Here is a 25,346-nt window from a genome sequence, read left to right as displayed (position 1 = left end):
CGCTGCACAGGAGCATTCGGCGCGCCGCAGGCAATGCGGACACGGCATGGCGCATCAGCCTTGAGGCACCCCTTCCATGTTCGGCAAGTGGTGGGCTACGCCCTTGTGGCAGTCGATGCAGGTCTTCTTGCCGGTGCCCAACCACAGCTTGTGCACCTGCGCGGCCCGTGAGCCCTGCCGGGTCAGGTCCATCGAATCGTAGTCGTGGCAGTTGCGGCACTCCAGCGAGTCGTTGGCCTTGAGGCGGTTCCACTCGTGGGTGGCCAGGATCAGGCGCTCGTCCAGGAATTTCTCGCGCGTGTTGATGGTGCCGAAGACCTTGCCCCAGACTTCCTTCGAGGCCTGCATCTTGCGCGCGATCTTGTCCGTCCAGTTGTGCGGGACGTGGCAGTCGGGGCAGGTCGCGCGTACGCCGGACCGGTTGCTGTAGTGGATCGTGGTCTTCAGCTCCTCGAAGACGTTGTCGCGCATCTCGTGGCAGCTGGTGCAGAACGCCTCGGTGTTGGTCGCCTCGAGCGCGGTATTGAAGCCGCCCCAGAACATCACCCCCGCCAGGAAGCCGGCCACCGTCAGGAATCCGAGGCTGTAATGGCGGCTGGGCAGGCGCAACGTGCGCCACAGGCCCAGCACCCGCGCTTTCGTCCGTGGCCACATGGGCTACTCCTTCGCCGCCGCCGGCGACGACAGCACGCTGTCGATGTCGCGGAACTGGTTGGCCACCAGCACCGGCGCATCGGTCTGCACGACATGGCACTGGTTGCAGAAGTAGCGGCGCGGCGAGATCGTGGCCAGGAACTGGTCGTCGCGATCCATGTAGTGGGTCACGCTGACCGGCGGCGCCTGGAACGTGGCCGCGTTCGCACGCGCGTGGCACAGCATGCAGCGGTTGCTGTTCTTGTCGATCTGGTAGCCGTCGATGGCGTGCGGGATCGTCGGCGGTTGCATCGGGTAGGCGCGCGCGCGCTTGAGGTCCGCGTTCTCCACGTGCGCCATCGGTGGCGGATGGCCTTCCTGGTCGATCGGCACGCCGCGACGGATCGCATCGATCTGCCCGCCGCCCGGCACGAACACCGCGCGCGCATCCACCGGCGTGGACGCCACCGCCGCCGGCGCATCGTGCCTGTCCGGGCGTCCGACCATCCAGCCGGCGACGAACACCAGCGCCATCAGCACGCCCGTCAGGCCCACCGCTATCCACAGCTGTTTGTTCTGCATGGCGAGCCTCCTACGCAGCCATGACCTTGACCGCGCACTTCTTGTAGTCGGTCTGCTTGGAAATCGGATCGGTGGCGTCCAGCGTCACCTTGTTGATCAGCTGCCCGGCATCGAACCACGGCACGAACACCACGCCGCGCGGCATCCGGTTGCGCCCGCGCGTCTCCACCCGGGAGCGCATCTCGCCACGGCGCGAAGCGACGATGATCTCGTCGCCGCGCTTGAGCCCGCGCGCCTTCGCATCGTCGGGGTTCATGAACACCACCGCCGCCGGGAACGCCTTGTACAGCTCCGGCACGCGCATCGTCATCGACCCCGAATGCCAGTGCTCCAGCACGCGTCCGGTCACCAGCCACAGGTCGAACTCGTCGTCGGGCGATTCCGCCGGCGGCTCGTACGGCAGCGCCCAGATCACCGCCTTGCCGTCCTTGTTGCCGTAGAACTCGAAGCCGGTGCCCGCCTTGACGTACGGGTCCGCGCCCTCGCGGTAGCGCCAGCGCGTCTCCTTGCCCTTCACCACCGGCCAGCGCAGGCCGCGCGCCTTGTGGTACTCGTCGAACGGCGCGAGATCGTGGCCATGGCCGCGGCCGAACGCGGCGTACTCCTCGAACAGGCCTTTCTGGACGTAGAACCCGAACAGCGCCGACTCGTCGTTGGCGTAGCCGCGCTCGATCTGCTCGTTGGGGAACCGGTCCACGTTGCCGTTGCGGTACAGCACGTCGAACAGGGTCTTGCCCTTGAACTGCGGGTTCGCCGTCAGCAGCTCGGCGGACCAGCATTCGTCGGTGGTGAAGCGCTTGGAGAACTCCATCAGCTGCCACAGGTCCGAACGCGCGCCGCCCGGCGCCTTCACCAGCTGATGCCAGAACTGGGTGCGGCGCTCGGCGTTGCCGTAGGCGCCCTCCTTCTCCACCCACATCGCGGCGGGCAGGATCAGGTCGGCGGCCTGCGCCGTCACCGTGGGATACGCATCGGAGACGACGATGAAGTTGTCCGGGTTGCGGTAGCCCGGCCAGGTCTCCTCGCGCAGGTTAGCCGCGGCCTGCATGTTGTTGTTGACCATCACCCAGTACGCATTGAGCTTGCCGTCCTTCAGCGCGCGGTTCTGTTCGACGGCGTGGTAGCCCACCTTGGGGTTGATGGTGCCGTGCGGAATCTTCCAGATCTCCTCGGCGTGCTTCCGGTGTTCGGGATTGGTCACCACCATGTCGGCGGGCAGGCGGTGGCTGAAGGTGCCCACTTCGCGCGCGGTGCCGCAGGCCGAGGGCTGCCCCGTCAGCGAGAACGGACTGTTGCCGGGCGTGGCGATCTTCCCGGTCAGCAGGTGGATGTTGTAGACCATGTTGTTGGCCCACACCCCGCGCGTGTGCTGGTTGAAGCCCATCGTCCAGAACGACATGACCTTGACCTTCGGGTCGGCGTACAGCTCGGCCAGCTGCTCCAGCCACCCGCGCTCCACGCCCGTCATCTCGACGGTCTTCTCCAGCGTGTAAGGCGCCACGAAACGCGCGAAGTCCTCGTAGCCGATCGGCTGGCCGCCGTTGGGATCCTTGGCGTTCTTCGCCTTCATCTCCAGCGGATGCTCGGGACGCAGGCCATAGCCGATGTCGTCGTTGCCGCGCTTGAAGGTGGTGTGCTTGCCGACGAAATCCTGGTTGACCTTGCCGGTGCGGATGATGTGGTTGGCGATGTAGTTGAGGATGACCAGGTCGGTCTGCGGCTTGAAGATGATCGGGATGTCCGCCAACTCGAAGCTGCGGTGCTCGAAGGTCGACATCACCGCCACCTTCACGTGCGGTTGCGACAGTCGCCGGTCGGTCACCCGGGTCCACAGGATGGGGTGCATCTCGGCCATGTTGGAGCCCCACAGCACGAACGCATCGGCGGCCTCGATGTCGTCGTAACACCCCATCGGCTCGTCCATGCCGAAGGTGCGCATGAAGCCCATCACCGCCGACGCCATGCAGTGCCGCGCGTTGGGATCGATGTGGTTGCTGCGGAAGCCGGCCTTCATCAGCTTGTTGGCCGCGTAGCCTTCGAAGATCGTCCATTGGCCGGAACCGAACATGCCGATCGCATCGCTGCCCTTTTCCTTGAGCACGCGCTTGAACTGCGCCGCCATCACGTCGAACGCCTCGTCCCACTCCACCGTGGTGAAGTCGCCGTCCTTCGCGTACACGCCGTTCTTCTTCCGCAGCAGCGGCTGGGTCAGGCGGTCGGCGCCGTACAGGATCTTGGACAGGAAGTAGCCCTTCACGCAGTTGATGCCGCGGTTGACCTCGGCATGCACGTCGCCATGCGTGGCCACCACGCGGCCGTCCTTCACCGCGACGTTCACCCCGCAGCCCGTGCCGCAGTACCGGCAGGGCGCCTTGTCCCACTTCAGGGTGGTGAGGTCGCCTTCGGTGACGACGTTGCTGCCGGTGCCGGTCAGCGGCAGGCCGGCCGCGGCGGCGGCCGTGGCCAGCGCGCTGTGGCGGATGAATTCACGACGTGTGCTCATGGGCATCTCCGGTCGCGGACAGGATGGACAGGGAAGGCAGGGGCTCATCGAGCGCGTGCGCCGGCTCGGCGTGGTGGTAGACCAGCAGCACGTTCAGCACGCCCGGCACGGCCTGCAGCTGGTCCACGCGCTCCATCACCGCATGGCGGTCGGCGGATTCGCAGATCACCACGCTGCGGGTGCCGGCGGCGAGGGCCAGGTCGAGGTCGCGGTGTTCACGGATCATCGCCGCGAGCGCAGCGGCGGCCGTCTCGCGGTGCTGGATGACGAAACTCGCGATGTGGACTTCGGCATCGGATGCGGGTGCGTTCACGCGACGGCCTCCATGGCGGACATGTTCTGCAGACGGATGGCGTCCACGGGGCAGGTGCCGACGCAGGCGCCGCACCCCGTGCACGCATCGGAATCGACACGGGCCGGGCCGCGCGCACCGGGCGCCACGTGGATCGCGGACGCGGGGCAGACCTCGCGGCAACTGGCGCAGACGACGCCCTGCGCCGAAAGGCAGGTGCCGGCGACGTCGGCGATGAGCATCCAGGGCGGATCGCGCACGGGCTCGAACGCCTCGCTGCCGCACGCGGCCGCGCAGTCGCCACAGAACGTGCACTCGCCAGCGCGCGCATCGAAGCGCGGCAGGCCGTCGGCATCGCGGAGCAGCACCTGCTCCGGACACGCGCGCACGCAGGCGTCGCAGCGCGTGCACGCGGCGAGGAACTCAGGTTCGGGCTTGGCCCACGGCGGGCGGAATACGGCAGGCGGCGGTGCAGTCGGCACGGGGCCGAACAGCAGGGCACGACGGGAGGCGGAGCGGATACCGTCCATCGCTCACGGACCGGTCGGCGGGCCGGCGAACACCAGTTGCCACATCCACACGAGGAAGCCGTAGCCGGCGACGATCAGCACGGCCATCAACGGGAAGATGACCACGGTCAGTAGCAGGAACGCCAGACGCTCCTGCTGCTTGCTCGCAACGGCTGTTCCTTCGCTCTGCTCCATGATGCCTACCTTGCGGTTGGGTACTGGGTGCGACGATGCTGCGGCCGCAGGCTATCACATTCATGTGACCGCCCCGGCGCCTGTCATCGGCAGGACGCTCAGGATGTCGGACGCTGGAGCGCGCTCCAGTCTTCCGGCGTGTTGCAGTTGCGCAACGCCTGCGTCCAGCGCGCGGGCGGCAGCCTCTGCGTCTCCACGTGCTGATGCAGCGCACGCAGCGAGCGCTCGCGACCGGACCGGCGACCGATCTCTTCGATCACCGCGCGCATGGGGACGTCCATGCGCAGCGCCATCGGCAAGGCGTGGCCGTCCACGCAGGCGCAAGGAGCACCGGCGACGAGCAGTGCCTGCAGCAGGTCGACGGACAGCAACGGCATGTCCACCGGCACCACGATCCACGCACCGTCGCCCAGGCGTGGCGCGAGTTGTGCCAGCGCACCCATCGGGCCGGTGTCGGGCGTTGCGTCGGGCACGCCGCCGACCTCGGGACGATCCCCGCTGACGATCACCTCGTCCGCGCCCGCCGCCCTCAGCAATGCGTGCATGTGGGTCAGCAGCGTGCCGTCGCCCCACGGCAGCGCCGCCTTGTCGGTGCCCATCCGCGACGAGCGTCCGCCCGCGAGCAGCACCGCGCGCCAGGTCGATGAAGGCGGGGTCATGCCGGCGTCCAGCCGGGCGGCTGCAGATGGCTCAGGCCATGCACCTGCACGGACGTGCCGGCGGCCACATCACCGGCCTCGGCAGGCAGCGTGATCCATGCGGACGCCCGCGAGAACGGGAACAGGCGGAACGAGGCCTGCGCCTGCGCGACGTGAGCACGAAGTCGACCCTGGTCATCGCAGTGCAGCGTGCCGTGGAAGGCGGCGTGCAGGCCGGCACGCGTGCGGCAGTCGTCGGCCAGCGGCAGCCAGCGTGGCGTTTCCGGCGGCAGGCCCAACCAGGCGCGCAGCAGCGGCTCGACCAGGAAGCGGAACCCTACCGCCGTCGACAGCGGATTGCCCGGCAGACCGACGAACACCGGTCCCTCGCGCAGGCGCGCCGCCAGCACCGGCTTGCCCGGTCGTATCGCCACACCGTGGAACAGGAGGTCGGCACCGCGTGCCTCGAGTGCGCCGGGCACGAAGTCGTAGCAGCCCTTCGACACCGCGCCGGTGCTGAGCACCAGGTCTGCGCCGTCGGCGAGCGCGGCATCCAGCGCCGCCTGGAACGCGGCCACGTCGTCGCCCACGCGGGTAGTGCGGACCGCCTCCGCGCCCGACGCCGCCACGGCGAGCGCGAGCCAGGGCGAGGTCGCATCGTGGATGCCGTCCGGCGGCAGCGGCGCGCCCGCCGCGACGATCTCGCGGCCCGTCGCCAGCACCGCCACGCGCGGACGCCGTGCCACTTCAAGGCGGTCGATGCCCAGCCCGGCCACCAGCATCAGCGCGCCGGCATCGAGCAGATGGCCGACCGGCAGCACGCATTGCCCCGGTTTTACGTCCTCGCCGCGTCGACGGATGTTCGCGCCCGGCACCACCTCGCCCTGCACGCGGATGCGCGAGACGCCTGACGCGGAAGCGGGCAGCGCATCGATGCGCTCCACCGGGACCACCGTGTCGGCACGCGCCGGCAACGGCGCGCCGGTCATGATCTCCCACGCCGACGCATCGTCCTGCGGCGCTGGCTCGCCGGCGCCGATGCGCGCACCGATCTCCCACGCCTGCGCGGCCGACACCGGCACGCCGCCGGTCGCCAGGGCGACGCCATCCACGGCGGCGTTGTCGAACGGCGGCAGGGCGATGTCGCTGACGACCGCTGCCGCCAGCACGCGGCCGAGCGCGTCGCCGGACGCGACCGTCTGCGTGCCACGCAGCGCAGCGCCGTCCGTCATCCGTGCCACCGCCTCGTGATACCCGATCACCCCGCCTCCCTGTCCGTGCCGCCTGCGCGGTGCACCACCGATAAGGACGGGCGGCGCGAAGCCGACAGCCTAGTGCCCGCGCCACGCAGTTGCCAACGGGACGGTGCGGCTCAGCCGCCGACGGCCCACATCGTCGTCCCGAGCTCCGCCCCGCGTTCGCACACCCGCGCATCGGCGATGGCCGCCCCTACCAGGATGACGCCGGGCGCGTCTGTCGTGGTCTGCGATGACGCATCGCGCAAGGCGCGCAACGTGGTCAGACGGCAGTGTTCGCCGGCGCGGCTGGCGCCCTGCACGATGGCCACGGGCGTGGCGGCAGGCAGGTGCGGCAGCAGGCCTGCGGCCAGCGATGCAAGCCGCGACATGCCCATGTAGATGGCCAGGGTGGTGCCGGTGCGTGCCAGCGCTCCCCAATCCGGCTCCCCATGATCGTGCGTGTGCGCGGTGACGAAGGTGACGCCATGGCAGTGCTCGCGATGGGTCAGCGAGATGCCGAGCGCGGCGGCGGCCGCGAATGCAGCGCTGACGCCATTGATGATGCGCACGCCGATCCCCGCCGCGCGCAGGAACGCGATCTCTTCGCCGGCGCGCCCGAACATCAGCGCGTCGCCCCCTTTCACCCGCACGACGTTCAAGCCCTGCAGGGCATAGCGTCTCGTCAAGCGGCAGATAAAGGACTGGGGCGTGGAGCGGCATCCGGCACGCTTGCCGACGCGCACGACCCGCGCGGAAGGTGCCAGCGTGGCGATCAGCGGGTCGACCAGTTCGTCCAGCAACAACACGTCCGCCGCAGCCAGCGCCTTGACCGCCTTCAACGTCAGCAGGTCCAGGTCGCCGGGGCCGGCAGACAGCAGCACCACGTCGGCCGGCGCGCGTGCAGGGAGGGAGTCGGCATGCATCGTTGTCCTCAAGGGTTTCGTCATGATCGATGTCAGGCCCGCGCCGGAACACCGGCCAGGCGATGGAGTTGCGGCAGGCAGGAACCGCAGACCGTTCCGCAGCCGAGATCTCGCTGCAGCGCCGCCACATCGGCGCCGGCCTGCACGCGCGCCCGGATCGCGGCTTCGCCGACCTGCCGGCATACGCAAACGACGGGATCGGCCGCACGCCACGACGTGCCGGCGAACGCCGACAGGCGCGACCCTGGCCACGCCTGCCCCGCCAACGCCGTCGACAGCAGCGACGCGGCCTGCGGCGACGGCTGCAGGTCGATCCACTGCAGGCCGTCGATGAAGTCCGCCGATGCGTGCGCGCGCCACGCCACCCGACGCAACAGCCCGCGGTGCGCATCGCGGTATTCCAGCGTGTCCGCGCCGCCGCCCAGATCGAGCGCGGCATCCAGCGCCGCCAGCCAGTCTTGCGCGGGGGCCGCCGCACAGGCCGCGCGCAACACCAGCCAGGCCACGCCCTCGGGCGCGCCCGCTTCGAGCCGCAGGCTGAGCGATGCGTAGCCGCACGCGGCCAGCAACGGCTGCGCGGCGGTGCGCATCGCCGATGCATCGCCGCGGCGCGCGGCCAACACATGCCAGCCGAATGTCGCCCGGTCCACGCGGACGGCCGCGTGCTTGAGCTCGGGTTGCCGCGAGCGGGCATCGACCGCGGGCAGGCTGATCTCGTTGATGCCGCCGCTGGACAGGAACTGCGCGTTCCAGTGCATCGCCGCGAACACCGTGCCCGAGCCCACTTCGTCGGACAGCTCCAGCGGCAATACCAGTTCGCCGCGTTTGCTGGCCACCCGCACCAACTCGCCCGCGGACAGGCCGCGTCGCGCAGCGTCGTCGGGATGCATGCGCAGCGCGGGGTCCGGCGCATGCGCGAACAGCGCCGGTACGCGACCGGTACGCGACATGCCGTGCCACTGGTCGCGCAGGCGGCCGGTCAGCAGGCGCAGGGGAAAACGCGCCGACGTCGGTTCCGCCACCGGGCGGTAAGGCGTGGGATGGAAACGGGCGCGTCCGTCCGGTGTCGCAAAGCGACCCTCTTCATAGCGCCGCGCCTGGCCCTGCGTCGCGCCGGCCGGGAACGGCCACTGCTGCGGCCCGTCGGCGTCCAGGCGTGCGTAGTCGATGCCGCCGATATCGAGATCGCGCCCGACGGTGAGTCGGCGGTGCTCCTCGAACGCCGCGCGCGCATCGTCGAAGTCGAAGAGCGCCGGTGCGCCCGGCGACGCGAGCCGCGCCTCCAGCCGGCGTGCGACCTCGCGGGCGATCCAGAAATCCGTCCTCGCCTGCGCGGGCGGCGCCACCGCCGCGCGGACGCGCGACACGCGACGCTCGGAGTTCGTCACCGTGCCCTCTTTCTCGCCCCACGTCGCCGCCGGCAGCAGCACGTCGGCGAACGGCACGGTGTCGGTGTCGCGGAATGCGTCCTGCACGATGACGTACTCCGCACGCTGCAGCGCTTCGCGGACCCGTCCGATGTCGGGCATGGAATGCACGGGGTTCGTGCAGGCGATCCACACCGCCTTGACGGTACCGTTGCGCAGCGCCTCGAACAGCTCCACGGCCGCCAGGCCCGGTCGCTCGGACAGGCGGCCGGTCTGCAGGCGCCACAAGGCTTCCAGTTCCGCGCGATCGTGGTCGCTGGCGATCTCGCGATGCGCGGCGAGCATCGTCGCCATGCCGCCGACTTCGCGCCCGCCCATCGCATTGGGCTGGCCGGTCAGCGAGAACGGCCCGGCACCGCGCCGGCCTATCTGTCGCGTGGCCAGATGCAACTGGATCAGCGCGAGGTTCTTGTCGGTGCCGTGCGCCGACTGGTTGAGGCCCATGCAGTACAGCGACAGCGCCGCCGGGCTGCGGCCGAACCACTCGGCCGCGGTGATCAGGTCGGCGACCGGAATCCCGCAGATGTCGGCGGCCATGCGCGGCGTGTAGTCGCGCAACGACCGCTTGAGTTCTTCGAAACCGGTGGTGTGCGTGTCGATGAACGCCGCATCGATGCATCCCTCCCACACCAGGTGGTGCAGCATCCCGTTGAACAGCGCCACGTCGGTGCCCGGCTGGATCGCCAGGTGCAGGTCCGCCATCGCGGCGGTGTCGGTACGGCGCGGATCCACCACGATCCATCGCACCTCCGGGTCGCGCGCGCGCGCGTCTTCCAGTCGCCGGTACAGCACGGGGTGCGCGTAGGCCGTGTTGCTGCCGGCGAACAGCACGGTCTTCGCGTACTCCAGATCGTCGTAGCAGGTCGGCGGGCCGTCGGCGCCGAACGCCAGCTTGTAGGCCGTCACCGCGCTGGACATGCACAGGCGCGAATTGGTGTCGATGTTGTTGGTGCCGATCAGCCCCTTCGCCAGTTTGTTGAAGACGTAGTAGTCCTCGGTCAGCAGCTGGCCGGACAGATAGAACGCCACGCTGTCCGGACCGTGCCGCGCGACGATGTCGGCCAGGCGGTCGGCGACCGTGTCCAGGGCCACGCCCCAGTCGACCGTACGTCGCGGCTCGTCGCGACGGCGACGCAGCTCGGGCGCCAGCGCGCGACCCTGCAGTCCGCGGGCGCTTTCGGCCAGCGCGCGGCCCTTGCTGCACAGGCGGCCGAGGTTGGCCGGATGCGCCGGGTCGCCTTCCACGCCGACGATGCGCTCGCCGTCGGCGTCGTGCTGCGTCTCGACCAGCACGCCGCAGCCGACCCCGCAGTAGCAGCAGGTCGAACGCGTCGACCGTCGTGCTGCAGCCGCGGAGGCGCCCATGCCATCCATCAGGACGACACCGCCACGGCGCCGGCGTCCTGCGGCGGCGAGGGCAGCGCCAGCCAGACGATGCCCTCGCGCAGTTCGACATCGAAGCGACGCGCGCACCCCACGTCCGGCGCGCAGGCCTGCCCGTCGCCCAGCGCGATCTGCCAGCCATGCAGGGGACAGGCGACGGTGTCGCCGGCCACGATGCCCTGCGACAGCGGCCCGCCCTTGTGCGGGCAGCGGTCGGCGAGCGCGAACACGCGATCTTCGGCCGGTCGGAACAGCGCGATATCGTCCAGCCCGTCGCGCGCCAGCACGCGCGCGCCCAGCAGCGGGATGTCGTCCAGCGGACACACCGGCACCCACGAAGCCACGGTATCCATGTCAGTCCTCCACCTGGGCGGCGATGCGCCGGTCCATGCGCAGCGGCGCGTACTCGCGCGCCTGCGTGCCGGCGATGCGCGCGGCCCACGGGTCGGGCAGCCCTTCCAGCGCGTACAGCAGGCGCTCGAACAGCGCGCGGCGGTTGCCGGCATCCTCGACCACCTGCTGCTTCACGTAGTCCAGGCCCACCCGGTCGAGGTAGTGCACGGTGCGGTCGAGGTAGTACGCCTGTTCGCGATACAGCTGCAGGAAGGCGCCCGTGTATTCCTTCACCTCATCGGCCGTCCTCACCTTCACCAGGAAACGCGCGACCTCGGTCTTGATCCCGCCGTTGCCGCCCACGTGGATCTCCCACCCCGAATCCACGGCGATGATGCCCACGTCCTTGATGCCCGATTCGGCGCAGTTGCGCGGGCAGCCGGACACCGCCAGCTTCACCTTGTGCGGGCTCCACATGTTGGCCAGCATCGTCTCCAAGTCGATGCCCATCTGCGTGCTGTTCTGGGTACCGAAGCGGCAGAACTCGCTGCCCACGCAGGTCTTCACCGTGCGTATCGACTTGCCGTAGGCGTGGCCCGACTTCATGCCGAGGTCCTTCCACACCTCCACCAGGTCTTCCTTCTTCACCCCGAGCAGATCGATGCGCTGGCCGCCGGTGACCTTGACCATCGGGATCGCGAACTTGTCGGCGACGTCGGCGATGCGCCGCAGCTCGGACGGATTGGTCACGCCGCCCTTCATCTGCGGCACTACCGAGAACGTGCCGTCCTTCTGGATGTTGGCGTGCGCGCGCTCGTTGATGAAACGGCTCTGCGGATCGTCCACCGCCTCCCGCGGCCACGTCGACAGCATGTAGTAGTTGACCGCCGGCCGGCAGGTGGCGCAGCCGTTCGGCGAGCGCCAGCCCATGAACGCATAGGCCTGGGCGTGGCTCACCAGCCGGTGTTCGCGAACCGCCTGCCGCACGTCGCCGTGGCTCAGGTCGGTGCAGCCGCAGACCGCCTTGGTCTTCGGCGTTTCCTGGAAGGAGGAGCCCAGGCAGTTCATCAGGATCTGTTCCACCAGGCCCGTGCACGAACCGCACGAGCTGGCCGCCTTGGTCCGCTTCTTCACCTCGTCGACGGTGAACAGGCCCTGCTCGCGCACCGCCTTGACGATGACGCCCTTGCACACGCCGTTGCACCCGCAGACCTCGTCGCCGTCGGCCATGCTGGCCGCACGGTCCTGGCCTGCGATGCCGGCATCGCCCAATGCCTTCTCGCCGAACACCAGCTGGTCCCGGCGATCGCCGATGCCGGTGCCATCCTTGATCAGCTTGAAGTACCACGCGCCGTCGCCGGTATCGCCGTAGAGGCATGCGCCCACCAGCGTGTCGTCGCGGATCACGAGGCGCTTGTACAGCCCGCCCGCCGGATCCGACAGCACGATCTCCTCGGCGCCGTCTCCGCCCATGAAGTCGCCGGCCGAGAACAGGTCGATGCCGGTGACCTTGAGCTTGGTCGACACGGCCGACCCCTTGTAGATGCCGATGCCGTAGGTCGCCAGGTGGTTGGCGCAGATCTTCGCCTGCTCGAACAGCGGGGCCACCAGTCCGTATGCGATGCCACGATGGCTCGCGCATTCGCCCACGGCGTAGACGCGGGGATCGAACGTCTGCAGGGTGTCGTTGACCACGATGCCGCGATTGCAGTGGATGCCTGCCGCCTGCGCCAGCACCGTGTTGGGGCGGATGCCCGCCGCCATCACCACCAGGTCGGCGGGCACCTCCCCGCCGTCGGAGAAACGGACAGCGACGACGTCGCCGTCGGGATTGCCGACGATTTCGGTCGTCGAGGTGTTCAGCCGGAACTGCAGGCCGCGCGCCCTCAGCGAGTTCTCCAGCAGGGCGCCCGCCACCGGATCGAGCTGGCGCTCCAGCAGCCAGCCGGCCAGGTGGACGACGGTCACATCCATGCCGCGCGACTTCAATCCATTGGCCGCCTCCAGGCCGAGCAGGCCGCCGCCGATCACCACGGCATGCCGCTTCACCTTCGCGGCATCGATCATGGCCTGCGTGTCGTGGATGTCGCGATAGCCGATAACGCCCCTGAGGTCCTTGCCGGGCACCGGCAGGATGAAGGGCAGCGAGCCGGTCGCGAGCAGCAGACGGTCGTATTCGGCTTCCGTGCCGTCGGCCGCGACCACGCAACGGCGTACGCGGTCGATCTTCACCACCTCCTTGCCCAGGTGCAGGCGGATGCCGTGGTCGGCGTACCACGACAGCGGATTGAGCACGATGTCGTCGAAGTCCTGCTCACCCGCGAGCACCGGCGAGAGCAGGATGCGGTTGTAGTTGGGGTGCGGCTCGGCACCGAACACGGTGATGTCGTACATGTCCGGCACCAGCTTCAGCAGCTCCTCGAGCGTGCGGATGCCGGCCATGCCGTTGCCCACCACCACCAGCCGTGGCTTCTTCATCGTCGTGCTCCTCAGACGCGCGCGGCGCCGAGCGCCGCCCACTGGTTGCGCCACTGGCGGGTGACGCCACGCAGCAGGCCCCACGCGAGCAGGGCGATGTAGGCGAAGGCCCAGAGCCCGACGCCATAGCCGCCGGTCTGTTGCTTCAGGACGCCCAGGCCGGCCGCGAGCAGGAAGCCGCCCACGCCGCCGGCCATGCCGATCAGGCCGGTCATCACTCCGATGTCGGTGCCGAATCGCTGCGGCACCAGTTGGAAGACCGCACCGTTTCCGGCACCCAGGCACAGCAATGTCAGTACGAACACCACCACGGCCACGACGGGACCGCCGGCGCCGATGCCCGCGACGGCCACCAGCAGGGCGACCGACAGATAGACGGCGTGCAGCGTGCGCGTGCCGCCGATGCGGTCGGCGATCACACCCCCGAGCGGACGCATCGCCGAGCCGGCCAGGACGCAGGCCGCGGTCGCCCACCCCGCGGCCTTGGGCCCGAAACCGAATTCATCGTGGAAGTAGCCGGGCAGCGCGCTGGCGAAGCCCGCGAAACCGCCGAAGGTGATCGCGTAGAAGAACATGAACCACCACGCGTCGCGGTTGCCGACGAGCACGCGGCCGTAGTCGGCCAGGCCCTTGCGCACCACCTGCCCGGGCGCCTCCTTCGCACAGGCGGCGAACACCAGCAGCACCAGGACGAGCGGAATGCACGCCAGACCGAAGACGGCCTGATAACCGAACGCCGCCGCGAGCGCGGGCGCGAACAGCGCGGCCAGCACGGTGCCCGAGTTGCCGGCACCGGCAATGCCCATCGCGGTGCCCTGGTGTTCCGGCGGGTACCAGCGCGATGCCAGCGGCAGCGCGACCGCGAACGACGCGCCGGCCACGCCGAGCATCACGCCGAGCAGCAGCACGTGGGCGAACCCGTGCACGCCCAACCGCCACGCGCACAACAGCGCCGTGATCACGATCGCCTGGGCCAGCAGGCCCGTCCGGCGGGCACCCATGCGATCGGCCAGGATGCCCAGCACGAGTCGCAGCACGGCACCGCACAGGATCGGCACCGCGACCATCAACGCGCGCTGCTGGGTATCCAGCCGCAGGGCTTCGGCGATCTGCACCTGCAACGGGCCCAGCAGATACCAGACCATGAAGCTGAGGTCGAAATAGAGGAAGGCCGACAACAGCGTGGGCACATGCCCGGCCTGCCAGAACGATCGATTCATTCACGCCATCTCCAGGTGGGGTGCGGACGGCAAGGCCGGCCGCCGCTAGGTGGACGACTGCATCGGAGAACAAAAAAAAAGGCGCCTTCCGATTCGCACCGGAAAGACGCCGTTGTCTGCGCGGACGGACCGCCGTTGGCCCGTACGCGATATCCACTTTTTTTGCGGGTACGCCGTTGTACCCGCGGGGATGACTACGCAATCGCCGTGCCAATCGCGCCGCGATGCGCGCAGCCTCGCGAATGACGAACGATTTCAACCTGTTAGCGCGACCGCCCGCGGGCCTCCACGTCGCGGCATGCCGTCACGCGCGGCGCATGTGCACTCCGCAAGTGCGCGCGCGCACCATGATCGTGCGCAACGTGCGCGCTTAGTCCCAGCGCACGCCGTCGAACAGGACGCTCTCGCGCTCGTCGCGCACGGGCACGGCCACGCCGAGTGCCCGTGCCGCTTCGCGATACGTCTGCAGGCGATGCACGTCGCGCAGCCAGTCGTCGTCCTTCGCCGGCGCGGCCGGCAGCCAGCCCCAACGTCTGAACTGCCGCAGGAATCCGCGACCATCGGACAACCAGGGGAAGTTCGCGTCGCCGCCCGCGTGGAAGCGCAACCCTTCACCCGGACGTTCGTCCTCGCTCGGATGCAGGCAGGCGGCGATGCACGCTGCCGGCACGCCGATCGCATCGGGCTCGGACAGCCACGCGACGACGTCGGGATGGTGCGCCGGATCGTCCAGCCATCGGCAGGCTTCCAGGACGGTCTTCGTCAGCGCAAGCGCGAGCTCGGGCTGCAGCGCCGCCGTCTCGCGCCGGCATGCGAGCACCTTCTCCGGATGCCCGGGCCAGAGCTGGCCGCTGCGGATCACCCTCCGGCCCGCGCCCATGGCTTCGGCCTGCGCGCCCCAGGGCTCTCCCGCACAGAATCCGTCCAGCTCGCCGCGCGCCATCGCATCCGGCATCTGCGGCGGCGGCAGCGTGACCACGTCGATGCCGTGATTGGGATCCACGCCCTGCGCGGCGAGCCAGTAATAAAGCCACACGGCATGCGTGCCGGTGGGAAACGTCTGCGCGAACACCGGCCTGCGCGGCAGCGCACGCAGCACATCCGCCAGCGGCCGATCACCGCTGCAGGCGTCGGCCAGCGTCGGAGACAGGGTGATCGCCTGGCCGTTGCAGTTCAGCCCCATCAGGATGGCCAGGTCGGCGCGTGGACCGCCGATGCCGGTCTGCACCCCGTACACCATCGCCGCCATCGCGTGCACCGCATCCAGCTCGCCGGACAGCAGGCGGTCGCGGATCGCCGCCCACGAAGCCTGACGGTGCAGGCGCAGGCGCAGGCCGTTGGCGCGGTCCAGGCCCAGGCGCGCGGCCGCGATCAGCGGCGCACTGTCGACCAACGGCATGAAGCCGATATCCAGGGTGCGGAGCGGGGTCGTCATGGTCGTCATCCCAGCAGGTCTGCCATCGCGATGATCCGGCGCGCCACGTCGGCCAGGCGGAGGCCCTGCCTCATCGCCTGCTGGCGCAGGGTGGCGTAGGCCTCGGCTTCGTTCATGGCGCGCTTGTCCATCAACACGCCCTTGGCACGGTCGATGTCCTTGCGGTCCCGCAGTTGCTGTTCCAGGTCGTCCAGCTTCTGGCGTACGTGCGACTGCTGCTCGAAGCGTGCCATCGCCACCCGCAGGATGGGCGCCAGCCGCGCCGGTGCGAGGCCATCGACGACGTAGGCCGCCACCCCTGCACCCAACGCGTCGCGGATCAGCCGGTCGTCGCCATCGGACGCGAACATCACCACCGGCTTGGGCGCCTGCCGGCTCAGCATCGCGAGTTGCTCGAGCATGTCGCGCGACGGCGAATCCACGTCGAGGATGACCACGTCCGGTTGCTGCCGCTGCACCGCCATCAACAGTCCGGCCGACCTGCCGACCGTTTCGGGCAGCACGTCGTAACCGAGCGCCAGCAGCGCCTCGCGCAGTTCCGCGATCGGCTTGTCGGTGTCGTTGACCAGCAGGACGCGCAACATCGTGGGGATGGCTCGTTGGCTTGACGTGGCTCTCGCCCGCATGTTGCCATGCAACAAACGCGACCGCGAGCCCCGACGCAGGAAGGACGCCGATGCCGCTTTACCCGCTGTTTGCGGACCTGAACCAACGTGAGGTGATGGTCGTCGGTGGGGGCGACGTCGCGACCCGCAAGGTGGAGGCGCTGCTTCGCGCAGGCGCCTGCGTGCAGGTGTGCGCGCCCGCGCTGTCCCCTGCGCTCGCGCAGTGGTCGGCTACCGGTCGCGTGCGGCATCGCCCGAGCGAGTTCGAACCCGCGTGGCTGGATGACGTCTGGCTGATCGTCGCCGCGACCGACGACGGGGCCTTCAACGCACACCTCGCTCGGGAGGCCGCGGCGCGGAAGAAACTGGTCAACGTCGTGGACGACGCGGCCTTGTCCAGCTTCCAGGTCCCGGTCGTCGTCGACCGCGATCCCCTGCTGGTCGCGATCTCCTCGTCCGGCGCGGCACCGATGCTGGCGCGGCGGCTCGGCCGGCAGTTCGAGACCGAGCTCGATCCCGCGTGGGGCGCACTGGCCGCGCTGTTCGCGCGCCACCGCGATGCGATCCGCCGCCGCTTCCCGGACCTGGCGGAACGCCGTCGGTGGTACGACGCCCGGATCGACGGCGACGCCATGGCGTTGCTGCGACAGGGCGATACCGCCGGTGCGGAACGCGCGCTGGCGGCATCGCTCGCCTCGACCGACACAGGCGTCGCGTGCGGCAGCCTCACGTTGATCACCGTGCCCGGTAATGACGCCGCGCAGCTCACCCTGTGCGCCCTGCGCGCGATGCACCAGGCCGACCATGTCGCGGTCCACGCCGGACTGGACGAAGGCATCGTCGCGCTGGCCCGGCGCGATGCGGCGCGGACGGTCCTCGCCGCATGGGAGGACGACGCGGCCCGCGCGCTCGGCGATGCCGTTGCGGATGGCCGGCACGTGGTCGTCCTGTGGTCCGATGCTTCGCCCATCGCCGCGCTCGCCGCCAACGCGCCCGACGCGGGGCTCGCCGTGATCGAATGCACCGGACGGGCGCACCGGGTGGTCTAGCCTGCCTTCACGCGGCTGAAGGCTGCGACGGTGCACCGCACCCGGTTGACCCATGTCAAGGACAGTCCCGCGTCGCGCGCCTAGGCTGCTCCCATGGCCAGCCTGTCCTCTCTCTTCGATCCCGAGCTGCTGCGGCGTTACGACACGCCGGGGCCGCGCTACACCTCGTATCCCACCGCGCCGCAGTTCTCGCCCGGATTCGACGAAGCCGACCTGCGCGGCATGGCGGCGATCAGCAACGGCGACCCCATTCCGCGCCCGCTCTCGCTTTACCTGCACATCCCGTTCTGCACCAGCCCGTGCTTCTACTGCGGCTGCAACCGCATCATCACCCGCGATACCGCGCGCGGCGCCGCCTACCTGACCCGCCTATATCGCGAGGTGGCGATGGTGTCTTCGCTGTTCGATCGCGACCGCGACGTGGAGCAGGTGCACTTCGGCGGCGGCACGCCCAACTTCCTGTCGCCGTCGCAGATCGCCGAAGCAATGGACGTGTTGCGCCGGCATTTCTCGTTCGCCGCGCCCGCGCGGCTGGACTGCTCGATCGAACTCGATCCGCGCTTCATCTCCCCGAGCGACGTGGGTGAACTCGCCGCGGCCGGCTTCAACCGCGCCAGCCTCGGCGTGCAGGACTTCGATCCCGAGGTGCAGCGCGCGGTCAACCGCATCCAGAGCGTCGAACAGACGCTGGCGATCATCGACGCCTGCCGCACGCACGGCCTGCAGTCGGTCAACGTGGACCTGATCTACGGCCTGCCGAAGCAGAGCCTGGACGGGTTCTCGCGCACGCTCGACATCACCCTGCGCGCGCGGCCGGACCGCCTGGCGATCTACAGCTACGCCCACCTGCCGTCGATGTTCCGCCCGCAACAACGCATCAACGCCGACGATCTGCCTTCGCCGGAGGTGAAGCTCGGCCTGCTGCAATGCGCGATCGACAAGCTCGGTGAAGCCGGCTACGTCTACATCGGCATGGACCACTTCGCCCTGCCCGGCGACAGCCTGGCCGAAGCGCAGCGGCGCGGCGGCCTGCATCGCAACTTCATGGGCTATACCACCCACGCCGAGAGCGACCTGGTCGGGCTGGGGGTCAGCGCCATCAGCCACATCGGCCCCAGTTTCAGCCAGAACCCGCGCGACCTCGGCAGCTGGGAGCAGGCGATCGACCAGGGCCACCTGCCGGTGTGGCGCGGCATGCGCCTGGAAGAAGACGACGTGATCCGCGCCGATGTCATCCAGCAGCTGATGTGCCACGGCACGCTGGACTACCGCGACCTGGGCCGTCGGCACGTGATCGACTTCACCACGTACTTCGCCGACGCATTGCAGCGGTTGCGCCCGCTGCAGGACGACGGCCTGGTGGAGCTGCGCGGCGACGGCCTGCGCGCGACCTCGCGCGGGCGCATGCTGTTGCGTATCATCGCCATGTGCTTCGACCGCTACCTGCCCACCGCCGCAGCCTCGACGCCTCGCTTCTCGCGCACGGTCTGACGTTTCCGGGAGTGTCCGCATGACCTCGCCGCTGGTCTTCCCGCGCACCGATGCGAGCATCGTCGCCGACGACGGCGATTCGCTGACCTTCTGCTCCACCTGCGCGTTCTCGCAGGCCTGCCTGTCCGAAGGCATGGACAAGCGCGCGCTGATGGACCTGCACGTGCTGGTCGAACACGTGGGCCCGCTGCGCGCCGGCGAACACGTGTTCCGCGAAGGCGACCCGTTCGGTGCGATCGCCGCGGTGCGCGCCGGCACGGTGAAGACCTACCAGATCGACCGCAACGGGCACGAGCAGGTACTCGGCTTCCACCTGCCCGGCGAGGTGATCGGCCTCAACGCCATCCACGGCGACCGCTACCCGTGCAACGCCATCGCGCTGGACACGGTCATGCTGTGCCGCTTCTCGTTCCCGAAGATCGCGCTGCTCGCCGCGCGCCTGCCCAACCTGCAGGCGCACCTGTTCAAGCTGATGAGCCGCGACATCGGCGTCGCCTCGCTGTTCGCCCGCGACAACACCGCCGACGAGCGCATGGCCGCGTTCCTGATCGGCCTGTCGCGCCGGTTGGCCGCCCGCGGCTTCTCGCCACGCCGGTTCCAGCTGACGATGGCGCGCACCGACATCGCCAACTACCTGCGCCAGGCGCCCGAAACGGTCAGCCGCGTGCTGCGCCGCTTCGAACAGGACGGCCTGCTGCACATCAAGCAGCGCGACGTCGAGATCCTCGACCTGCCCCGCCTGGAAGCCCTCGCGCTGGCCGTGCTGCGGGATTGATCGCGGCGGGGATGCCGGTGTGGGAGCGACGTCAGTCGCGATGAAGCTTTACCGGTGGACCATCGCGACTGACGTCGCTCCCACAACAACGGCCAACGGCTCCTACAGAGGGCACATCGTCCGTTCTGCTCCCCACTTGACCTGCGTCATGGAGCCCCCGGGCCGGCGCGCCGATGATGCGGCCGTTTCCCGAGGAGAGCCGCATCATGAATTCGACACGCAAGTTGTGGGTGGGGTTGGCGGCCCTGCTCATTGCGTCGTTCGCCGTCCTGCTTTGGGTCGGCAGCGAAGTGCATCGCCAGGCGCCGCCCCTGCCCGAGCGGGTCGTGGCGGAAGACGGCCGGGTGATCTTCACCCGCCAGGACATCGAGACCGGCCGCCAGGTCTGGCAGTCCATCGGTGGCCAACAACTGGGCTCCATCTGGGGCCATGGCGGTTACGTGGCGCCCGACTGGGGCGCGGACTGGCTGCACCGCGAAGCCGAGGCCATCCTGGACGGCTGGGCGACACGCGAGGCCGGCGTGCCGGGCTACAAGCAGCTCGACGCGCCCACCCAGGCCGCCTACGCCACGCGCGTGCAGGCGTTGATGCGGCCCAACACTTACGACGCCACGACCGGCACGATCACCCTGTCGAACGATCGCGCGGACGCGATCGGCGTGGTCGGCGCGCACTACCAGAGCCTGTTCTCCGCCGACCCCGCCACCGGCGACCTGCGCGAGGCCTATGCCATGCGTAACGACACCGTGCCCGATGCCGAGCATCGTCGCCAGCTGACCGCGTTCTACTGGTGGGCGGCGTGGTCGTCGGTCACCGAGCGCCCGGGCGCGACGATCAGCTACACGGCCAACTGGCCGGCGGACGATCTGGTCGGCAACACGCCACCGCCGAGTGCGTTCCTGTGGACGGTCTTCAGCGTGCTGTTCCTGATCGCCGGCGTCGCCTTGCTGGGCTGGCACTACGCGGTCAACCACGGCGACGAGATGGCCCCGGTGCTGCCGAAGAGCGATCCGCTGGCGAAGATCAGGATCACGCCGTCGATGCGCGCCACCGCGAAGTACTTCTGGGTGGTCATCGCCCTGTTCGTGGTGCAGATCCTGCTCGGCGCGATCACCGCGCACTACCAGGTGGAAGGCCAGGAGGCCTACGGCTTCGCGCTGGCCGACATCCTGCCGTACTCGCTGACGCGCACCTGGCATACCCAACTCGCGGTGCTGTGGATCGCGACCGCATGGCTGGGCATGGGCCTGTACATCGGTCCGGCGATCTCCGGGCATGAGCCGAAGTTCCAACGCCTCGGCGTCAATTTCCTCTGGACCTGCCTGATCATCATCGTGGTCGGTGCGTTCACCGGCCAGTGGTTCGCGGTGATGCAGAAGCTCGGCCTGGAGCACAACTTCTGGTTCGGCCACCAGGGCTGGGAGTACGTCGACCTGGGCCGCTTCTGGCAGTGGTTCCTCTTCATCGGCCTGACCCTGTGGCTGGTGCTGGTGGGCCGCGCGCTGTGGCCGGCCATCCGCAACGGCGGCGAGTCGCGCAGCATCGTCAGCCTGCTGTTCCTGTCCACCGTGGCGATCGGCCTGTTCTACGCGGCCGGCCTGATGTGGGGCGAGCACACGCACCTGTCGATGGTCGAGTACTGGCGCTGGTGGGTGGTGCACCTGTGGGTGGAAGGCTTCTTCGAGGTGTTCGCGGTGGCGGTGATCGCCTTCCTGTTCACCCGCCTGGGCCTGCTGCAGACCAGGACCGCGACCATCGCGGTGCTGTTCGCCACCATCGTGTTCATGGCCGGCGGTGTGCTGGGCACGCTGCACCACCTGTACTTCACCGGCACGCCGACGGCGGTGATCGCCCTGGGTGCGAGCTTCTCGGCGCTGGAAGTGGTGCCGCTGGCCTACGTGGGCTTCGAGGCGTACCACAGCTGGAAGATGGGCAAGGCCACGCCGTGGATGCAGCGCTACCGCTGGCCGATCCAGTTCTTCATCGCGGTGTCGTTCTGGAACCTGGTGGGCGCGGGCCTGTTCGGCTTCCTGATCAACCCGCCGCTCCCGCTGTACTACATGCAGGGCCTGAACCTGACGCCGAACCACGGCCACACCGCGCTGTTCGGCGTGTACGGCATGCTCGGCATCGGCCTGATGCTGTTCTGCCTGCGCGGCCTGAAGCCGGACGTGGTGTGGAACGAGAAGCTGCTGAAGACCGCGTTCTGGTCGCTCAACATCGGCCTGGCCGGCATGTCGCTGCTGACCCTGCTGCCGCTGGGCATCCTGCAGCTCAACGCGGCGCTGGAGCACGGGTACTGGTTCGCGCGTTCGGCGGAGTTCATGCAGCAGCCGATCGTGGACATGCTGGTGTGGATGCGCGTACCGGCCGACACGCTCTTCAGCGTGGGCGCGCTGGCGCTGGTGTGGTTCGTGGCCAGCCTGTGGCTGGCCCCGCGCCGCGAGCCGCTGCCGGTCGCACAACCGACCGAAGCCTGACCCTGGAACCGGCCTCTCCGGGTGGGGAGGCCGGGCCACCTGCTGCAGGTTGCAGCCCGAGAGCCGCGCACGCGGCTCTCTTTTGTTCGTGCATCCACCGGACCCTCCCGGCGACGAGGCTCGGAGCTCTGCGAACGGGGCTCGGAATGTCATGCGCGAGGCACCGCCATGCCATCGATGGCTTTCCGAGCCCGATCTTTCTCACATTGAGCCCGGCAGATCACACGCCGAGAGCCATCGATGGGTTTCGTAAAGCCAGCACCTCACCTTCCGAGCCCGATCCGCGAAGCTCCACGCCTTGCACATCGAGCTCGGAAAGCCATCGATGGCACTCGGAGAGCCATCGATCGCCCTCGGGAGCCCGGCACCTCACACGCCGAGCCCCATCGTTGGGACTCGGCGCCTTGCGCATGGCGCTCGGAGGGCGATCGATGGGGCTTGGAGCCCCATGTCCTCACATTTATCCGGGCCGGTGGGGTGTTTCGCCTTTAACATCGGGTGGGGCGGCAGGGGTGCCGGGGGAGTGCTGGTCGGGTGTCCAAGGAATTCGTCATCTCGACGGCGGTAGCACTGCTGACGCTGCTGGCCGGCGTCCTGCTGTCGGGCGGCGGACACGGCTGGGTCGCCGGTAGCGCGGGCGCCTTCGCGCTCGCACCGATCTCCTTTTTCGCCTGCCGCAATGCAATGGGCACCATCGCTTCGACACGGGTGGGTGGGACCGTCCTGCTCTGCGGTCTGGTTACGAGCGCCTTGGTGGCCGCTTATACGTTCATCGAAGGGACGCAGTATTTCTTCCAGTTCTTCCGCATCAATGGGGTGGTGGGCGTGGTCATCGCTGCCCTCACCGTCCTGGGCTGGCTGGCTCCGTCGCTGTGGGGGCTTGCCCGTGCACGCTCGCCCACGCCGGACCGTTGAGTCCTTCACCGCCAAACGCATGCCGCGTCCGATCCGAACGGAAGAACGACACATGAAGAAGCTCATTCTGCTGCTTGCACTGGCGTCATCCGCCCAAGGCGCAGAAGCCGCGAACCCGCAAGACGTCGTCAAGGACTTCTATACGCGGGAGATCCATGGGCCATTCACTACGGACGGGCGCATGCTCGGGAACGTCCGGCACCTGCTGTCGAAAGAGTTGGATGCGCTGCTGACCGCGACCGATCGCTATCAGGATGCATGCACCCAACTTGTACCGCCCGACGTGAAGCCGTGGATCATCGATGCCGACCCTTGGTACTACTACTCATCGGACGGCGCCAACTCGATCGAGGGCACCTCACTGGTTTCGCGAGGGACATCCGCTGCGCTTGTCTCGGCACACTTGGCCTACGACCCCAGTCTGCGTTGGACGGATACCGTCGTCCTGGTGAAGGTGGGCGAATCGTGGCGTATCGCGAACATCCGATTCGAACAGGGCGGCAGCTTGATCGAATCGCTGCGCGCCTACATCGGACGCTCGTGCATCACGAAGCACGCCGGCGAAACGAGCTAACCTGGACCCGGTATGCAAAAAATTGGCATGAACGTCTTCATTTCGATGGTGCTCGTCGCCGCCACCTGCGTGATGCTCGCCGCGGATTCGCACCCGGGCATGATCGTTCTCGTACTGGGTGGCATGTCGCTGTCCTGCTTTCGTGTCAACGCAATCATGGGCAGGGGTCGCGCGCGTCGGGGCGAGGCGCAGGATTTTACCTTCCGTTTCGCGGATATCGGTGAGCTCAAGGCCAGCGACTTGATAGAACTGGCGGCCACCGTCCTTGTTTCCTTGGCCATGTTGGTCATCGGGATCACGCTCTTTGGACGTCAGGCGCCATGAATCGCCTGGAAATGCAGGTGCTCCATTTGGGATATCTACGATGACGATGTTTGGATTGTTGCTCGCTGGCGGCGGCGTGACCGGCACGTGGGCCGTGCTGGACTTCCTGCGTACGCGCGCGGCAAGAACGTGGCCTACCGCGCCCGCGCGAGTGGTGGAACTACCGCCCCAATCGTCGTTCGGAGAATTCAGCCGGAGCCAGTTCGTCTTCAACAGCGACACGGATCATGTCCTGGTCTGGACCGTCGACGGGCGGGAATACCGCAAGCCGGTGGAAGATCGCGCCGTGATCCAGGTCTCCGGCTTCAAGCTGTGGCGCAGGCCCCCGTTGGTCGAGGAGACCGTCGTCCGCTACGACCCGAGGAATCCGGGCACGGGCTTCACGCGCGAGGACGTCGGTGCGTGGCCTTGGCTCCTGCTGGTATCGGCGCTCTTCTTCGCGACTGCCGCGTGCATCCGTCTCTCCTGACGTACCGACAAGGCAACGCGCGGCGATTGGCCTCGTCCGAAACTTGCCCCATGATGGGCCCGTCTTCGTCGCCCGGGGAAGGGCCATGTCCGACGTGAAACAACGCTCGACCTTCGTCACCGTAGTGGCATGGATCTTCATCGCGCTGTCGGGCTTCGGCGCGCTGATCGGGATCCTGCAGAACATCATGATCCAGACCGTCTTCCGCAGCGGAGAGTTCGGTCACGCCATGCAGACCGCGCCTGGGCAGCCCAGCCTGCCGCCCATGGCCACCTTCATGTTCGAGCATGTCCAGTGGTTCTTCCTGGCCATGCTGCTGGTCAACCTGTTCATGCTGGCGTGTTCGATCGGACTGCTGAAACGCCGGAACTGGGCGCGACTGTGCTTCATCGCGATCATGATTCTGGGCGTGGTTTGGCAGGTGGTGGGCCTGATCATGCAAGCGACGATGTTCTCCTTCATGCGGGACCAGTTTTCCGCGGCCCAGATGCAGGGCGCGCCCGATATGGGAGCGTTCTTCATCGCCATGGGCCTGGTGAGCGTCGTCTTTGCGCTCGCGTTCGGCGCGCTGTTCGGCTGGATCGCATGGAAGCTGGCGTCAAAGCCGATCGCGGCGGAGTTCGGGCGCGCGTGAGCATCTACACCCAGGTCGCCCTGTGCATCGTCGGCATGTCCCTGTACTTCAATGCGGGGAAGATCGAGGCGCGCAATGGCGCGCGTGACCACGCCGTCCTGTGGGCCGCGCTTTCGTTGGTGGTGTCGCTCGTGGTCTTCTCGACGGGCGCCGGCTGGATCGCCTGGCTGCTCGCCCAGCTGGCGTTGCTTGCGGGCATCACCCTGGTTCGCGTTGCCCTCGACGGTCGCGGCGAATAGGG

The 25,346-nt window shown here is 68.7% G+C and carries 25 protein-coding genes; 10 read left to right on the top strand and 15 right to left on the bottom strand.

Annotated features, from left to right (window positions below):
• Positions 1 to 54: 54 nt before the first annotated feature.
• The 15 genes from BLT45_RS01865 to BLT45_RS01795 form a co-directional block, all read right to left on the bottom strand.
• Positions 55 to 654 carry a NapC/NirT family cytochrome c gene (locus BLT45_RS01865; protein ID WP_093294424.1) on the bottom strand — a complete coding sequence of 200 codons (600 nt, stop codon included), beginning with the start codon at positions 652 to 654 and terminating at the stop codon, positions 55 to 57.
• A 3-nt stretch (positions 655 to 657) separates the two neighbouring features.
• On the bottom strand, positions 658 to 1,215 hold the full coding sequence (locus BLT45_RS01860; RefSeq protein WP_093294421.1) for a nitrate reductase cytochrome c-type subunit: 558 nt from the start codon (positions 1,213 to 1,215) through the stop codon (positions 658 to 660).
• 10 nt (positions 1,216 to 1,225) lie between these two features.
• Positions 1,226 to 3,718 (bottom strand): periplasmic nitrate reductase subunit alpha, encoded by a 2,493-nt coding sequence (napA, locus tag BLT45_RS01855; RefSeq protein ID WP_254771764.1) that lies wholly within the window; start codon positions 3,716 to 3,718, stop codon positions 1,226 to 1,228.
• Complete coding sequence (locus BLT45_RS01850; RefSeq protein ID WP_093294414.1) at positions 3,702 to 4,031, bottom strand: chaperone NapD; 330 nt, start codon at positions 4,029 to 4,031, stop codon at positions 3,702 to 3,704. Before BLT45_RS01850 ends, napA begins: the two co-directional genes overlap by 17 nt.
• Positions 4,028 to 4,540 (bottom strand): ferredoxin-type protein NapF, encoded by a 513-nt coding sequence (gene napF / locus BLT45_RS01845; RefSeq protein WP_093294411.1) that lies wholly within the window; start codon positions 4,538 to 4,540, stop codon positions 4,028 to 4,030. Before napF ends, BLT45_RS01850 begins: the two co-directional genes overlap by 4 nt.
• Positions 4,541 to 4,543: 3 nt before the next feature.
• Entirely contained in the window at positions 4,544 to 4,714 is a 171-nt protein-coding gene (locus BLT45_RS01840) for a periplasmic nitrate reductase, NapE protein (RefSeq protein ID WP_093294408.1), read from the bottom strand.
• Positions 4,715 to 4,812: 98 nt separating this feature from the next.
• The gene (locus BLT45_RS01835; RefSeq protein ID WP_093294405.1) at positions 4,813 to 5,373 is read right to left on the bottom strand and encodes a molybdenum cofactor guanylyltransferase; all 561 of its coding nucleotides are present in this window, start codon (positions 5,371 to 5,373) and stop codon (positions 4,813 to 4,815) included.
• A complete protein-coding gene (locus BLT45_RS01830) occupies positions 5,370 to 6,593 on the bottom strand; it encodes a molybdopterin molybdotransferase MoeA (RefSeq protein WP_256385818.1) in 1,224 nt (407 codons plus the stop codon). Before BLT45_RS01830 ends, BLT45_RS01835 begins: the two co-directional genes overlap by 4 nt.
• 131 nt (positions 6,594 to 6,724) lie before the next feature.
• Positions 6,725 to 7,474, bottom strand: a complete 750-nt coding sequence (gene cobA, locus BLT45_RS01825) for a uroporphyrinogen-III C-methyltransferase (RefSeq protein WP_175455795.1) — start codon at positions 7,472 to 7,474, stop codon at positions 6,725 to 6,727.
• Positions 7,475 to 7,545: 71 nt separating this feature from the next.
• Positions 7,546 to 10,305: a nitrate reductase gene (locus BLT45_RS01820; protein WP_254771763.1), complete on the bottom strand. Its 2,760-nt coding sequence runs from the start codon at positions 10,303 to 10,305 to the stop codon at positions 7,546 to 7,548.
• A gap of 8 nt (positions 10,306 to 10,313) precedes the next feature.
• Entirely contained in the window at positions 10,314 to 10,676 is a 363-nt protein-coding gene (nirD, locus tag BLT45_RS01815; RefSeq protein WP_093294394.1) for a nitrite reductase small subunit NirD, read from the bottom strand.
• A 1-nt stretch (position 10,677) separates the two neighbouring features.
• The gene (gene nirB / locus BLT45_RS01810) at positions 10,678 to 13,134 is read right to left on the bottom strand and encodes a nitrite reductase large subunit NirB (protein WP_093298373.1); all 2,457 of its coding nucleotides are present in this window, start codon (positions 13,132 to 13,134) and stop codon (positions 10,678 to 10,680) included.
• Between the two features lie 11 nt (positions 13,135 to 13,145).
• A complete protein-coding gene (locus BLT45_RS01805) occupies positions 13,146 to 14,315 on the bottom strand; it encodes an MFS transporter (protein WP_175455794.1) in 1,170 nt (389 codons plus the stop codon).
• Positions 14,316 to 14,724: 409 nt separating this feature from the next.
• Positions 14,725 to 15,789, bottom strand: a complete 1,065-nt coding sequence (locus BLT45_RS01800) for a CmpA/NrtA family ABC transporter substrate-binding protein (RefSeq protein ID WP_093298370.1) — start codon at positions 15,787 to 15,789, stop codon at positions 14,725 to 14,727.
• A 5-nt stretch (positions 15,790 to 15,794) separates the two neighbouring features.
• Positions 15,795 to 16,370, bottom strand: a complete 576-nt coding sequence (locus tag BLT45_RS01795) for an ANTAR domain-containing response regulator (protein ID WP_175455793.1) — start codon at positions 16,368 to 16,370, stop codon at positions 15,795 to 15,797.
• Positions 16,371 to 16,465: 95 nt separating this feature from the next.
• Here BLT45_RS01795 and BLT45_RS01790 point away from each other — a divergent pair, with 95 nt between their 5' ends.
• The 10 genes from BLT45_RS01790 (at position 16,466) to BLT45_RS01745 (ending at position 25,344) form a co-directional block, all read left to right on the top strand.
• Positions 16,466 to 17,443, top strand: coding sequence for a precorrin-2 dehydrogenase/sirohydrochlorin ferrochelatase family protein (locus BLT45_RS01790; RefSeq protein ID WP_093294385.1), 978 nt, complete (start codon positions 16,466 to 16,468; stop codon positions 17,441 to 17,443).
• Between the two features lie 93 nt (positions 17,444 to 17,536).
• Positions 17,537 to 18,934 carry an oxygen-independent coproporphyrinogen III oxidase gene (gene hemN / locus BLT45_RS01785; RefSeq protein ID WP_093294382.1) on the top strand — a complete coding sequence of 466 codons (1,398 nt, stop codon included), beginning with the start codon at positions 17,537 to 17,539 and terminating at the stop codon, positions 18,932 to 18,934.
• 19 nt (positions 18,935 to 18,953) lie between these two features.
• Positions 18,954 to 19,709: a helix-turn-helix domain-containing protein gene (locus BLT45_RS01780; protein ID WP_093294379.1), complete on the top strand. Its 756-nt coding sequence runs from the start codon at positions 18,954 to 18,956 to the stop codon at positions 19,707 to 19,709.
• Positions 19,710 to 19,915: 206 nt separating this feature from the next.
• Positions 19,916 to 22,189, top strand: coding sequence for a nitric-oxide reductase large subunit (locus tag BLT45_RS01775; protein WP_093298367.1), 2,274 nt, complete (start codon positions 19,916 to 19,918; stop codon positions 22,187 to 22,189).
• 534 nt (positions 22,190 to 22,723) lie between these two features.
• Complete coding sequence (locus BLT45_RS18280; RefSeq protein WP_093294377.1) at positions 22,724 to 23,104, top strand: hypothetical protein; 381 nt, start codon at positions 22,724 to 22,726, stop codon at positions 23,102 to 23,104.
• A gap of 52 nt (positions 23,105 to 23,156) precedes the next feature.
• Positions 23,157 to 23,678 (top strand): YqhG/Tai3 family protein, encoded by a 522-nt coding sequence (locus tag BLT45_RS18275; RefSeq protein WP_093294374.1) that lies wholly within the window; start codon positions 23,157 to 23,159, stop codon positions 23,676 to 23,678.
• 27 nt (positions 23,679 to 23,705) lie between these two features.
• On the top strand, positions 23,706 to 24,002 hold the full coding sequence (locus BLT45_RS01760) for a hypothetical protein (RefSeq protein ID WP_093294372.1): 297 nt from the start codon (positions 23,706 to 23,708) through the stop codon (positions 24,000 to 24,002).
• 40 nt (positions 24,003 to 24,042) lie between these two features.
• Positions 24,043 to 24,471 (top strand): DUF3592 domain-containing protein, encoded by a 429-nt coding sequence (locus BLT45_RS01755; RefSeq protein ID WP_093294369.1) that lies wholly within the window; start codon positions 24,043 to 24,045, stop codon positions 24,469 to 24,471.
• Between the two features lie 85 nt (positions 24,472 to 24,556).
• Positions 24,557 to 25,105: a hypothetical protein gene (locus tag BLT45_RS01750; RefSeq protein ID WP_093294366.1), complete on the top strand. Its 549-nt coding sequence runs from the start codon at positions 24,557 to 24,559 to the stop codon at positions 25,103 to 25,105.
• Positions 25,102 to 25,344, top strand: coding sequence for a hypothetical protein (locus tag BLT45_RS01745; RefSeq protein WP_093294363.1), 243 nt, complete (start codon positions 25,102 to 25,104; stop codon positions 25,342 to 25,344). Before BLT45_RS01750 ends, BLT45_RS01745 begins: the two co-directional genes overlap by 4 nt.
• Positions 25,345 to 25,346: the final 2 nt, after the last annotated feature.

It is taken from the genome of Pseudoxanthomonas sp. CF385 (genome assembly GCF_900104255.1).
Lineage (GTDB): Bacteria > Pseudomonadota > Gammaproteobacteria > Xanthomonadales > Xanthomonadaceae > Pseudoxanthomonas_A.
Note: the sequence above shows the minus strand (reverse complement) of the source record. Positions and strands in the feature narration are given on the sequence as shown.